The sequence below is a fragment of the Dyadobacter sp. CY323 genome, assembly GCF_021390245.1.
Taxonomy (GTDB): Bacteria; Bacteroidota; Bacteroidia; order Cytophagales; family Spirosomataceae; genus Dyadobacter.
The window spans coordinates 84,064-97,058 of record NZ_JAJUXH010000010.1 but is presented as its reverse complement, the minus strand read 5'-3'; the positions used below and the strand labels follow the sequence as shown (position 1 = coordinate 97,058).

The window sequence follows — 12,995 nt, the reverse complement described above, 5'->3', positions numbered from 1 at the left end:
AAAAGGCTTAAACCTCACATCTCACATCTCACTTTTCACGTTTTACATCTCACATCTCACATCTCACATTTTACATCTCACACCTCACACCTCACATCTCACGCCTCACATCTCACATCTCACGCCTCACGCCTCACATCTCACACTTTCTTCAACGAAGATTTCTGTATAACAAGATTTGATTGCAGTACCCTGGTCTCGAAAGTGGCCGGGGTATTTTTGCTTTCGATCAGATCCAGCAATAGGGATGTTGCCTGCTGGCCCATTTCGAAAGAAGGCTGGGTGATGGAACTTACAGGAGGGTCGAGGAGTGACGACATGGCAAGATCGCAGAAACCGATCACCGCAACGTCGTCGGGCATTTTATAGCCGAGCTGCTTTAGCGCCCAGTGGATTCCCATGGTAATGCGGTCGCTTGCGCCAAAAATGGCATCGGGCCTTTCCCGCAGGGCCATGAGCTGGTATGTGCGGTCGGTGCCGCCGGCCTGGGTGATTTCGGTGTGAAGTACCCATTCCTCCTGAAATTCGATGTCGTATTTTCGCAATGCGTCTTTATAACCTTCCAGCCTGAAACGGGTGATCGAAACCGGTTTTGGGCCAGCGATGTGTGCAATGCGACGACAACCTCTTCTGATTAAATGTTCCGTCGCTTCAAACGCGCCTTTATAATCATCCACGCGTACTTTATGCGTTTGCATGGCATCGCTTACCCTGTCAAAAAATACGACAGGGATACCTTGTTCCTGCAAAGAAACGAAGTGATCGATATTCTCGGACTGACTTGAAATGGCGACAACCAGCCCATCCACCCGCCGGGAAGCGATATGTCTGGAGGCCGATCGTTCTCTTTCGAGCAGCTCGTGACTTTGGTAGATCATAGTGTGGTAGCCCCGGCTGTAAGCGATATCTTCTACGCCACCGATCGCCGAGGAGTAAAACCGGTTGGCAATATCCGGTACGATCACGCCGATCGTCTGTGTCCGGTTTTTGAGCAAACTGATTGCAATGGGATTCGGATAGTAGTTGAGCTGCTCCGCAAGGTCGATCACCTTCTTTTTCGTTTCCTCACTGATTTCACTGCTATCCCGGAGTGCGCGAGAAACCGTGGATTTCGAAATAGAAAGCTGCCTGGCGATCTCCTTAATGGTAATGGAAACTTTCTTCATCGGTGATATAGGAATAGTGCAATCATGCTAAACAATCTAAAATATGCAACATGTCGGGCGGTTGCGCAAGTTTATGCATTTTTGAAATGTTTCCGGGAATAATTCCGCAAACGGGAACGGTTCCGGGAACGGTTGCGTAAATTAATTGCTTTTTTTCAAGAATTATTTTTGTGTATCAACGAACCAATGGTTAACTAGGTTTAATGTTGACGGCGATTGTGCCGGGCGCACCACTACTCATCGCGGAAATCTTCTATAAATAACCTGGCTTGATTTAAATGGAAACAAAATCTTTTACCAAACCGGTACAGTCTGTTTACACACAAAAGAATCTGCTGGAAAATTTGTTCGGCAAAGTAGTGGCGACAGGGGATTACAATGCTTTTCGGGAGTTGTTTACGCATCATTACAGGTCATTATGCAATTACGCGATGCGCGTGGTAGTAACCCGTGAGATTGCCGAGGAAGTCGTGTCCGATGTATTTGTAAAACTTTGGAAAAATCGTGAGCAGATTGAAGTGCATACTTCGTTTCAAGCTTACATTTACAGAGCAGTGCGCAATCAGGCGCTGGACTATCTGAAACTGCGGGTTCACCGGCAGAATGAGCGCGAATCGCTGGAATCGGTACAATGGAATTTGTCTCACGCAGACCATTTTTCCCCAGCCGATGAACTTTCGTTCAACGAATTTTACACGCACGTGGAAGGTTGTATTCAGGCTCTCCCACGCCAATGCCAGCTCATTTTCAGGCTCAGCAGAGAAGAGGGTCTGCGTTACCGTGACATCGCAGAAAAACTCGAAATTTCAGTCAAAACAGTGGAAACACAAATGAGCCGGGCGTTGAAGGTATTGAGAGAAAGGGTACCGGAGCATAGGTTGGTGGCTTGAAGAGCTGTTTAGCTGTTAGCCATTAGCTAAATGCTCTTCAATTTTTTAAATAAAAAAAACATATTAAACAGTACAGCGATTAAACCGCGTAGCCAAAAAGCTAACGGCTAACAGCTAAAAGCTAATCGCTAACAATCTTAAACAATGGCATTAGAACAAACATGGCGGTGGTTCGGACCGAATGACCCCGTTTCTTTATCGGATATACGTCAGGCAGGGGCGACTGGCATTGTGACTGCTCTGCACCATATCCGCAACGGCGAAGTTTGGGAAATTTCGGAGATTCAAAAACGCAAGGAAGAAATTGAGTCTGCCGGGCTGACTTGGTCCGTGGTGGAAAGTGTTCCGGTTCACGAGGCGATCAAAACACGTACGGGTGATTTTGAAAAATACATTAAAAACTACCAGCAAAGCTTATATAACCTGGGTCAATGTGGTATCGATACCGTATGCTACAACTTCATGCCGATCCTAGATTGGACCAGAACAGACCTGGACGCTCCCATGAAGGATGGTTCTACCGGATTGAGATTTGATGCCGCACAGTTTGCCGCATTTGACCTATTTCTTTTAAACAGGCCAGAAGCCCGGGAATTATACTCGGAGGAGCAGAAAATTAAGGCTAAAAACTGGCTCGACGGTGCTTCGGAAGAACTGGTAAACAAACTGGTACGCAACATTATTGCCGGATTGCCAGGTTCGGAAGAAAGCTTTACAATCGAAGAGTTCCGGAAGGTTTTAGAAACATACAGACATATCGGCGACCTGGAATTAAGGACGCATTTATACCAATTTATCCAGGCAATAGGGCCGGTAGCTGCCGAATCGGGCATCAGGCTGGCCATCCACCCCGACGATCCTCCGTATCCGATCCTTGGCTTGCCAAGAGTTGTGAGTACGGAAAACGACGTATTAATGCTTTTGGAAGCGTATGACGATCAGGCAAACGGCATTTGCTTTTGCACGGGTTCATACGGCGTGAGGCCCGACAATGACCTGAAAGGAATGGTAAACAGACTTGGTAGCAGGATCCATTTTATCCATTTACGCGCAACAAGACGTGAACATGATGGCAGCTTCTATGAAGCAGATCACCTCGACGGGGACGTGGATATGTATGGCGTGATGAAGGCTTTGGTACTGGAACAAAAAAGAAGAAAGGAAGAGGGAAGAACAGATCTTCGCATGCCTTTCCGTCCCGATCACGGACATCGGATGCTGGACGATCTCTCGGCTACCAAAAGAACAAATCCGGGGTATACTGCAATTGGGAGATTGAGAGGATTGGCGGAATTACGCGGGTTGGAATATGGAATTGAGCGGGGGTTGCCCCTGAATCCCCTAAAGGGGACTTGAAATATAATATATAAATAGCCCCCTTTAGGGGGTTGGGGGAGAAAGACCAGCAGGGCAACGACCGAAGGTGCAAATACAACAGGGGAATATGACGACAATCGCTACAACTCAAAAAACATTTATCTCCGAGGATTTTCTGCTTCGCTCGGAAACCGCGCGTATTCTTTATCACGAATATGCCAAGGAGATGCCGATCATCGATTATCACTGCCATCTTCCGCCGGATCAGATTGCCGGGGATAAGCAATTCGAAAACCTGACGCAGATCTGGCTGTATGGCGACCATTACAAATGGAGGGCCATGCGAGCCAACGGGATCAATGAACGGTATTGCACCGGTGATGCGAGCGATTGGGAGAAGTTTGAGCAGTGGGCAGGTACGGTACCGTACACGATGCGAAACCCATTATATCACTGGACGCATCTGGAGTTGCTTCGCTATTTTGATATTGATATTCTGTTAAATAAGGATACGGCCAGGGAAATCTACGACGAGTGCTCGGCCAAGCTGAAACAGCCTGATTTTTCAGTGAAAAGTTTGCTGAACCGTATGAATGTAAAGGTGATCTGTACTACCGATGATCCCATTGATTCGCTGGAATACCACAGTCAGATCAGTGAAAGTGGGTTTAATATAAAGGTACTTCCAACTTTCCGGCCGGATAAGTCAATGCTTTTGATCGATTCTCCGGAAGATTTTAAGCAATATCTTTCAAAACTCGAAAAAGCTTCCGGCATTACCATTGGCAATTATGGGAATTTGTTGGCTGCGTTGCAAAACCGTCACGACTTTTTTGCATCAATGGGCGGCAAGCTTTCCGACCATGGTTTGGAACATATTTATGCCGATTATGATGAAGAGGCTGCGAAGCAGGCATTTAATTCTGCATTGAAAGGTGAGCAGGCTAGTCTTGCGCAGCGAAATGCATTTAAGTCGGTATTGCTGTATGAACTTGCCAAAATGGATCACGCGAAATCGTGGACGCAACAGTTTCACCTGGGCGCATTAAGAAATAATAATGAGAGAATGCTCCGCGAAACCGGCCCGGATACAGGCTGGGATTCGATCGGGGATTATAGCCAGGCACAGGCATTATCGAAGTTTTTGAATAAACTGGATTCTACCAATCAGCTTGCTAAAACGGTGCTTTATAATTTGAACCCGTCGGACAACGAGGTGCTGGCGACGATGACAGGAAATTACAACGATGGTACCGTTGCCGGGAAAATGCAGTTTGGGTCCGGCTGGTGGTTCCTGGATCAGAAAGATGGTATGGAGCGCCAGATGAATGCGCTTTCGAATATGGGACTTTTGAGCCGTTTTGTGGGAATGCTGACGGATTCACGCAGCTTTTTGTCTTATCCGAGGCACGAATATTTCCGCCGGATCTTGTGCAATCTCATTGGTAACGATGTCAAAAACGGTGAGCTTCCAAATGATCTTCAGTGGCTGGGCAAAATGGTAGAAGATATTTCGTATCATAATGCAAACCGTTACTTCGGATTTTAGATATTTCAGTTTTACCGGAATTTAAGATGGTAGCCCGCGACTTGTTGTGGGCTATTTTAATGTTTAATACCTATTTTTGACTTCTAATCAATTTTTCCCAAAGCCTGTAATTTGTGCATTTGAAAAGCAGGCGACCGTTTTGTATATGGCTCAGATAGTCTCTTTCGGAGAAGTCCTCATGCGACTTTCCACTCCTGGTTTTTCCCGTTTCGAACAAGCCCGTCAACTCAATGTTACCTATGCGGGCGGCGAAGCCAATGTTTCGACAGCGCTAGCCTATTGGGGGCATCATACCGCCCACGTTACCCGTTTCCCGGATTCGCCAATCGGCCGGGCGGCGGCACAATATCTGCATTTTCATGGAGTAGATATTTCAAAAATCATTTACGGCGGGCCTAGAATGGCAGTATATTTCCTGGAAACGGGTGCTGCATTGAGAGGAAGCCAGATCGTTTACGACCGGGCCAATTCGTCGCTCGCAGAAATTGATCCAAAAGAAATCGACTGGGATTCGATCCTGAAAGATGCGAAATGGTTTCACTGGGCAGGAATTACGCCCGCGTTGTCACAAGGCGCCGCGGATGCACTGTTAGATGGGATCAAAACTGCCAGGAAATATGGGATTACGGTTTCCGGTGACATTTTTTATAGGGCAAATCTCTGGAAATACGGCAAAAAGCCTTCCGAAGTTTTACCTGAATTGACTGCTGGAACGGATATTGTTATCGCGAACCAGGAAAATATCAAAGAGATTTTTGGGATAGAAGGAAACGATTTTACAGAATCGTGCGTCAACTTACAGAAGGCTTATCCGCAGGTATCCACAATTGTCGACACAAAACGTACATCCATTAGCGCGTCGCATAATTTGCTGAGAGCTTATTTATGGAATGGTAGGGAGCTTCTGGAGACAGACGATATTGAAATAAATCCTATCATTGACCGTGTGGGCGGCGGAGATGCATTTATTGCTGGATTGATTCATGGCTTGATCTCGTTTGACGATCAGCAAAAAGCGCTTGAATTTGGAGTGGCCGCATCTGCATTAAAGCATACCATTGAAGGTGATGCATTGATCTCAACCATCGCAGAAGTCGAGGCAATCAGGCAGGGAGAAACCTCCGGGCGGATCAAACGGTAATCGTAATTAGGTTCGACGAAATTTTAACTCCTATAACTAACAAAAGCTAATGCCAATAGCTCAAAGCTAACGGCCCAAAAACTATGGACAGAGAAACTACATTGGTGCTGATAAACGAAATCGGGATCGTCCCGTTGTTTTATCATGCAGATATAGAAATCGCCAAAGAAGTGATCAATGCGAGCTATCGTGGCGGCGCACGCGCATTTGAATTTACCAATCGCGGCGAGAATGCGTACCCGGTTTTTGTTGAATTGCTGGCTTACGTAAAAGAAAGTCTGCCGGGCTTGTCGCTCGGTATTGGAACGATATATGACGTTGAAACAGCACATAAATTCATCACTGCGGGAACTGACTTCATCGTTACTCCCTGCCTAAACCCGGCTGTGGGGCAGGCTTGCGTGGCAGCCAACATTCCCTGGATACCCGGTGTTTCCACGTTAACTGAAATTTACAATGCCCAACAGGCTGGCGCGGAAGTGGTTAAACTTTTTCCGGGAGAGGTAGTAGGGTCTGCGTTCGTGAGAGCCATCCGCGGGCCGATGCCGAAAGTTAAAATCATGGTAACCGGCGGCGTGCAGCCGACGGTTGAAAGCATTAGTGAATGGTTTGGCGCAGGAGCGTACGCAGTCGGTTTAGGTTCCAACCTTTTTCCCAAAGACGTAATTGCCGAGGGTAATTTCGGGTGGATCGAACAAAAAGTCGCGGAAAGTATCGCGCTCGTTAAAGCATTCAGGCAGGGGAATTAACCTCTGCCATATGTTGTTTTACCGCATCCGCAAATCCAGGAAGCAAAGTAAGGTCCGCATCCCAAAGTGATGCATCGCTCATGACCTGCTGGGCAAGGTCCAGGGGAGATGCTGCATTCTTCCATTTTTCGTCAAAATATGCGGCTGAATCGCAGCGGATGGAATAAGGTTCCCCGTTTCTATCGCCGTAGTACGCTTCTTCTTTATGAATCACCGGCTTCATAAATCTGAGGAAAGCAGCAAAACCTTTTGCAAAAAGGGCAGGCACCTGATCGGTTTTTTGATAGTGATTGAGAAGCGTCGGAATGTTGCGCATTTTCATTTTTGCCGTGTATTGTACGGTAATATCAATGAGCTGGTGCCTGATAAAAGGGTTTCTGAAACGATCCAAAACCTGATTGCCAAATGTAGAAGCCGTTTCCGCATTTACAGGATAAGGTATTGCCGGGGCCAATTCTCCCAACATAACATTTGAAATAAATGCAGCGGTTTCTGGCTGCTCCATGCTTTCTCTGACGGTGTCCAGACCGTTCAGAAAACATAGGCCACAAGCCAATGTATGCGTTCCATTGAGCAGACGCAATTTCAATTCCCTGAAAAGATCAATATCCGGCTCAATCACGACACCGCTATCTGCCTGCGCAAAACTCAGAATGGAACGGACTGCCTCATTTCCCTCAATGGCCCATAACCGGTACACCTCCGAAACGATTAGTAACTTGTCTTCAAATCCGTGTTTTTCGGAAAGTTCTTCAATCGTTTCTGCATCCGGTTTGCCAGGTACAATGCGGTCAACGAGTGAGCTGCAAAAGTGGTTAGACTCTTCCAGCCACTGGATGAAACCGGATTCAAGATTGTGTCTCGAAGCTTGTTCCAGCACGATGGAACGTAGTTTAGGCCCATTTCCGACAATTAATTCAGTTGGAACGATCACCATACCTGCTTCCGGCGAGCCGGCAAATGCTTTATAGCGTTCGAATAAGTAGGCAGTCAGTTTTCCCGGGAAAGAAGCCGGTGGCGAAGCAAAAATATCGTCGTCGGTGAGCTGGATACCAACTTCGGTTGTGTTGGAAATCACAATCTTCAATTCCGGATTATGTGCGCATTCCAGAATTTCATCCCAGTGGTTGCTTGCCGAAAGCGTGCGACTGATTGCCGTATTGATAACCAGATCATCAATCTGATTGCCGTTTTCGATCCCTCTGATGCTGTGAGAAAAAATGTTTTGTTGTTCGGAAAATGAATCCGTACCACCGCTGTTTGTCGATTTGACAACCACAATTCTCCCATTGAAAATGCCTTGCTGATTTGCTTTATTGACGAAGTAATCAGGCAATCCTCTCAGCAACACACCCGTTCCAAACTGGATGATTTTTTCGGGCAGAGCAAGCAGGCTTTTATGGTTCGGTAAAATCTCCGGATGAGAATCGAGAAATGCGGGTGAAAGCAGTGGTAAAGACATTGTCAAAAAATAAAGTACACTTTCATGACGCCATTTCGAATGGCAAACCCCTAAAAACAAAAAGAGACGCATAAAAACGTCTCTTTGTTGCTATATGAAATATTGAAAAATTAAACGCCTAATGTAACATAGCCGCTTTCTTCTTTTTCTCTTTTTTCTTCCGGAAATACAAAGTTTGTCGCATTCTTCACCTTATCTGCAAGCAATGCAATCCCCAGTACTTCGTCGATCTGGTCCACATAATGGAAGCTCAGGTCTTTAATGTAGTTCGCCGGTACTTCTTCCACATCCTTCCGGTTTTTCACGCAAAGAATGATTTCCTTCACACCGGCACGTCTCGCAGCAAGGATTTTTTCTTTTACACCACCAACCGGCAGAACTTTTCCGCGCAGGGTAATCTCACCGGTCATGGCGATAAATGGCCTTACGCGACGCTGCGTGAAAATCGAGGCCATTGACGTCACCATGGTCACACCCGCCGACGGCCCGTCTTTTGGAACCGCGCCCGCAGGCACGTGCACGTGAAGGTCATAATGGTTAAAAATGCGGTAATCAATTCCCAGACGATCGGCATTTGCTTTGAGATAAGATAATGCAGCGACAGCCGATTCTTTCATTACATCGCCAAGTTGGCCGGATAGGGTCAGATTTCCTTTTCCACGGCTCAGACTGGTTTCAATAAACAAGATTTCCCCACCGACAGAAGTCCAGGCTAACCCGGTAACTACGCCAGCGAAATCGTTATCCTGATACAGATCTTTATCAAAAATCTCAGCACCTAAATACTTCTCAACTTGCTCCGGTTTGACTGTTTTGGAGTATTCCTGTTCCATTGCCACCGATTTGGCAATTTTACGAACAACAGATCCCACTTTTTGTTCCAGGTTACGGACACCCGATTCTCGTGTATATCCCTCAATGATGCGCACAAGTGCAGAATCATCAATGCGAATATCGCTGGATTTCAAACCATGATCTTTCCGTTGTTTCGGGACCAGGTAACGTTTTGCTATCTGCAGTTTTTCCTCGATCGTGTAGCCCGTCATCTCAATGATTTCCATCCGGTCGCGCAATGCAGGGTGAATGGTATCCAGCGAATTGGCAGTAGCTACAAACAAAACTTTGGAAAGATCGTATTCAACTTCCAGGTAATTGTCTGTAAATGAGGAATTTTGTTCAGGATCGAGTACTTCCAGCAATGCAGAAGACGGATCGCCGCGATAATCGGAGCTAACCTTGTCAATCTCATCCAGTATAAAAACCGGATTGGCAGAACCTGCTTTTTTAATGTTCTGAATGATCTTACCCGGCATCGCGCCAATGTAAGTCTTTCTATGCCCGCGTATTTCGGCTTCATCATGCACGCCGCCGAGGGCCATTCTAATATATTCCCGGTTCAAAGCTTTCGCAATGGATTTTCCAAGGGAAGTTTTACCAACTCCGGGAGGGCCATATAAACAAAGGATTGGTGCTTTCAGATTGCCTTTCAGCTTCAAAACAGCCAGGTATTCTATGATCCGTTCTTTTACTTTTTCCAGTCCAAAATGATCCGCGTCGAGTACTTTTTGAGCGCGCACCAGGTCAAAATTGTCTTTCGTATATTGAGCCCATGGCAAATCGACCAGCGTTTCCAGGTAATTCATCGTTACCGGATATTCAGGTGCCATGGGGTTAATGCGCTGAAGTTTGCTCAGTTCTTTATCAAAATGGTTCCGAATGGTATCCGACCACTTTTTCTGACTTGCTTTCAGGCGTATCTCATCCAGATCGCGTTCCGGACTATCCATTCCAAGCTCATCGTGCAATACTTTGATCTGCTGGCGAAGAAAATAATCCCGTTGCTGCTGATCTATATCCGAGCTGGCTTTCGTCTGGATTTCCCGTTTCAATTCCAGCATTTCAATCTCCCGCATCATGTACTGAAGCAAAAGCGTGGCCTGCTTGTGACCATTCCGTTCTTCGAGCAGTTTTTGCTTGTCCGCCACTTCCACATTGATATTGGAAGAAAGGAAATGGATCAGAAAAATCGGACTTTCAATGTTATCTAATGCAATCCGTGCTTCCTGAGGAATTTCAGGGTTCAGGCGCATGATCTTGTGAGCACCGTCGCGTAATGACTGTAATAATGCTTTGGATTCCTTTTTGGTCGGTCCAGAAAAAGAGTCCTCGATCGCACGTACTTCCGCGGTAAGATATGGCTCTTCGTGAATGATGTTTTTGATCTCAAAACGCTGCCTTCCCTGAACAATAATCGTTACGTTTCCGTCGGGAAGAGTGATCATTTTTAAGATCTGAGCAACTGTACCTACGTTATACAGATCCTCGGCAGTGGGATCTTCTTTATTTGGAATAGCCTGAGTTACAGCTCCTAAAATCCGCTGATTGATATCAGAATTACGATAGATCTTTTTAACCAAACGAATGGCTTTCTGACGCACTACGGTGACAGGAATTACCATTCCGGGGAAGAGCACTGTTTGCCTTATTGGCAGTATAGCAAGTTCATTTGGAAGCTCAAAAGGCTCATCGGAACCGTCAGGGCCACCGAGAGGGACAATTTCTAGGCTATCCATATCTGAATCAGACATGAGGAGCCGACTATATAAGTCAGAAGGTTCAAATTTCATAGGCATTCTGTCAATTTGACAGATATCGTTTTCCCAATATATATATAATGACTCTTAAAAGAAAGGGAATCTTACAAACAAAATAGCCATGCCACGACCCGGATGTCAGGCGTTTTTTGTCCGCTAAAATTCAAAGTATGTGTGTTGATTGGCCTTTTTTAAACAAAAGCGTTTTCTTGTCAGAAGCTAACTTAATGTTGGTCATATTGACCTGATCGTCGAACACTTCCATCAGGGTTGCATTCTGAAGTTTACAGCCGTCCAATGGGCCCTGGAACGGTATTTCAAGATAAACCCAGGTCGCGTCTTCTTCTTGTTCTCTTCCTACAAACTGGATGGTGACAGGTTTCCTCTGGCTATCCGTGAGTATAAACGATTTACGAATATATTTCTCGATAAATGCGTCATTTTTGTCGCCGGTTTTAAGTATAAACCGTTGTTTATCATTGCTTAACGACAGGCCTTTTTCCAAATCGTCTGTAAAGATCCGGATACTGATTTCAAACGATTTCAATGCAGGATTGTATTGCATCTGGGTGACCGAAACGTGATAGTCGTGCTTTGGAGTAGAGGATAGGAGGAAAAGGAGAAGGGGGAGGAAAAGGACGATAGGGAATAAGGATTGAAATCCATAATTCCTTCCTCCCTTTCCTTCCCGTTCCTCCCTTCTCCCTTTATTAAAAAACAGCTTTCCAAACATCATTGAAGATTGCAAATGCCATCAGGCCGAGCAAAAGTACCATTCCGACTTTCTGAGCATTTTCAAGAAACTTATCGGAAGGTTTGCGGCCCGAGATGATCTCGTAAGAAAGAATTACTGCGTGGCCGCCGTCCAGAGCAGGAATTGGAAGTGCATTCATGAATGCTAGCACCATAGAAAGCAAGCCGGTAAGGTACCAGAAACGGCCCCAGTCCCAAACTCCGCCAAACATCCGGGCAATGCCGATCGGGCCGCTCAATGCTTTGGAAGCCGAAACTTCGCCGCGGAAGATCTTGCCAAAACCTTTGATATTATTAAAAACAACAGCAAAAGCGTCATTGGTACCGACTACAATCGCCTGGCCCAGGGTATAATCGACAGAGGTGTAGTTGAGCAGGCTTTGTGGGTAAAAACCGAGAGTGCCCTCTTCCGAGATTGTGACGTTCAGCGTTTTTTGTTCTGTGCCGCGCTGCACGATCAATGGCGTCGTTTTCCCTTTCAGCTTTGCCAGTTCGTTCTGAAGTTCGTGAAAGTAATTGATTGGTTTGCCAGCAATGGAGATCACCTTGTCGCCCGTTTCAAGCCCTGCTTTTTCGCCGGGAGAATCAGCCGCCACCTCGCCGATCGTGAACGGTTCCTGCGCGCGGATAAATCTGCCTCTTTCTTCCGGACTTTGTCTTGCAGAAAGCTTTTCGATGAAGTTATTAGGGATATCGATCTGGATTTCCTGACCATTGCGATTAACTGTATACGAACTGTTACTTCCCAGAAATACGTCCGAACTGAGCGCGTCGCTGAAATTGGCAACAGACTTTCCATTGACCTTCACAATCTTATCCCCGGTTTTTAAACCCAGTTCCTGGCCAAGATCGCCAGCGAAAATACCGTATTTATTGACCTCGTTGATCGAAAGAAATTTGTCACCTTCATGATATGCGATCACGATAAAAATGAAGATACCCACGATTACATTGACGATGATTCCGCCAAGCATGACAATCAGACGCTGCCAGGCCGGTTTGGAGCGAAATTCCCAGGGTTGAGGTTCCTGGTTCATAGTCGCGGTATCCATCGACTCGTCAATCATCCCCGATATTTTCACGAATCCACCAAGCGGGATCGCGCCGATGCCATATTCTGTTTCTCCTTTTGTAATACTGAAAATCTTGGGCGGAAAGCCAATAAAATATTTCTCAACCCGCATTCCAAACATTTTCGCGGCAAACATATGTCCCCACTCGTGCAGTCCTACCAAAATCGACAAGCCCAGTATGAGCTGTCCCGCCATTATTAATACTTCCATTCAGGTTTCTTAGTCGTTATTATGTTATTTATTAAATCAATTACTCGGATTTCAGGCTGGTGTAATTATAAGTATTTAAACGTAAATGTAG

General features: G+C 46.0%; 10 protein-coding genes. 5 read left to right on the top strand and 5 right to left on the bottom strand.

Features of this window, described 5'->3' with window-relative positions:
• Window positions 1-140 precede the first annotated feature (140 nt).
• Window positions 141-1,166: a LacI family DNA-binding transcriptional regulator gene (locus LZG72_RS15780; protein ID WP_233874247.1), complete on the bottom strand. Its 1,026-nt coding sequence runs from the start codon at window positions 1,164-1,166 to the stop codon at window positions 141-143.
• Window positions 1,167-1,444: 278 nt separating this feature from the next.
• Here LZG72_RS15780 and LZG72_RS15775 point away from each other — a divergent pair, with 278 nt between their 5' ends.
• The 5 genes from LZG72_RS15775 to LZG72_RS15755 all read left to right on the top strand — a co-directional run bounded on the left by LZG72_RS15775 (window position 1,445) and on the right by LZG72_RS15755 (window position 6,812).
• Complete coding sequence (locus LZG72_RS15775) at window positions 1,445-2,056, top strand: RNA polymerase sigma-70 factor (RefSeq protein ID WP_233874245.1); 612 nt, start codon at window positions 1,445-1,447, stop codon at window positions 2,054-2,056.
• A 144-nt stretch (window positions 2,057-2,200) separates the two neighbouring features.
• Window positions 2,201-3,412 (top strand): mannonate dehydratase, encoded by a 1,212-nt coding sequence (gene uxuA, locus LZG72_RS15770; protein ID WP_233874242.1) that lies wholly within the window; start codon window positions 2,201-2,203, stop codon window positions 3,410-3,412.
• Between the two features lie 88 nt (window positions 3,413-3,500).
• Window positions 3,501-4,922: a glucuronate isomerase gene (gene uxaC / locus LZG72_RS15765; protein ID WP_233874239.1), complete on the top strand. Its 1,422-nt coding sequence runs from the start codon at window positions 3,501-3,503 to the stop codon at window positions 4,920-4,922.
• A gap of 145 nt (window positions 4,923-5,067) precedes the next feature.
• A complete protein-coding gene (locus LZG72_RS15760; RefSeq protein WP_233875015.1) occupies window positions 5,068-6,063 on the top strand; it encodes a sugar kinase in 996 nt (331 codons plus the stop codon).
• 83 nt (window positions 6,064-6,146) lie between these two features.
• The gene (locus LZG72_RS15755) at window positions 6,147-6,812 is read left to right on the top strand and encodes a bifunctional 4-hydroxy-2-oxoglutarate aldolase/2-dehydro-3-deoxy-phosphogluconate aldolase (RefSeq protein WP_233874236.1); all 666 of its coding nucleotides are present in this window, start codon (window positions 6,147-6,149) and stop codon (window positions 6,810-6,812) included.
• Here LZG72_RS15755 and LZG72_RS15750 read toward each other — a convergent pair.
• The 4 genes from LZG72_RS15750 to rseP all read right to left on the bottom strand — a co-directional run bounded on the left by LZG72_RS15750 (window position 6,796) and on the right by rseP (window position 12,904).
• Window positions 6,796-8,274: a tagaturonate reductase gene (locus LZG72_RS15750; protein WP_233874233.1), complete on the bottom strand. Its 1,479-nt coding sequence runs from the start codon at window positions 8,272-8,274 to the stop codon at window positions 6,796-6,798. The genes LZG72_RS15755 and LZG72_RS15750 overlap by 17 nt on opposite strands.
• Window positions 8,275-8,384: 110 nt before the next feature.
• Window positions 8,385-10,901: an endopeptidase La gene (gene lon, locus LZG72_RS15745; protein WP_233874230.1), complete on the bottom strand. Its 2,517-nt coding sequence runs from the start codon at window positions 10,899-10,901 to the stop codon at window positions 8,385-8,387.
• Window positions 10,902-11,031: 130 nt separating this feature from the next.
• Window positions 11,032-11,604: a DUF6702 family protein gene (locus tag LZG72_RS15740; protein WP_233874227.1), complete on the bottom strand. Its 573-nt coding sequence runs from the start codon at window positions 11,602-11,604 to the stop codon at window positions 11,032-11,034.
• Window positions 11,579-12,904, bottom strand: coding sequence for an RIP metalloprotease RseP (gene rseP, locus LZG72_RS15735; protein WP_233874224.1), 1,326 nt, complete (start codon window positions 12,902-12,904; stop codon window positions 11,579-11,581). The genes LZG72_RS15740 and rseP overlap by 26 nt, the downstream gene beginning before the upstream one ends.
• Window positions 12,905-12,995 lie beyond the last annotated feature (91 nt).

Excerpts from the sequence above, each read along its gene's own strand:
- LZG72_RS15775 (WP_233874245.1), top strand. The coding sequence starts at position 1,445 with ATGGAAACAAAATCTTTTACCAAACCGGTACAGTCTGTTTACACACAA.
- uxaC (WP_233874239.1), top strand. The coding sequence starts at position 3,501 with ATGACGACAATCGCTACAACTCAAAAAACATTTATCTCCGAGGATTTT.
- lon (WP_233874230.1), bottom strand. The coding sequence starts at position 10,901 with ATGAAATTTGAACCTTCTGACTTATATAGTCGGCTCCTCATGTCTGAT.
- LZG72_RS15780 (WP_233874247.1), bottom strand. The coding sequence starts at position 1,166 with ATGAAGAAAGTTTCCATTACCATTAAGGAGATCGCCAGGCAGCTTTCT.
- rseP (WP_233874224.1), bottom strand. The coding sequence starts at position 12,904 with ATGGAAGTATTAATAATGGCGGGACAGCTCATACTGGGCTTGTCGATT.
- LZG72_RS15760 (WP_233875015.1), top strand. The coding sequence starts at position 5,068 with ATGGCTCAGATAGTCTCTTTCGGAGAAGTCCTCATGCGACTTTCCACT.
- LZG72_RS15750 (WP_233874233.1), bottom strand. The coding sequence starts at position 8,274 with ATGTCTTTACCACTGCTTTCACCCGCATTTCTCGATTCTCATCCGGAG.
- LZG72_RS15740 (WP_233874227.1), bottom strand. The coding sequence starts at position 11,604 with ATGATGTTTGGAAAGCTGTTTTTTAATAAAGGGAGAAGGGAGGAACGG.
- LZG72_RS15755 (WP_233874236.1), top strand. The coding sequence starts at position 6,147 with ATGGACAGAGAAACTACATTGGTGCTGATAAACGAAATCGGGATCGTC.
- uxuA (WP_233874242.1), top strand. The coding sequence starts at position 2,201 with ATGGCATTAGAACAAACATGGCGGTGGTTCGGACCGAATGACCCCGTT.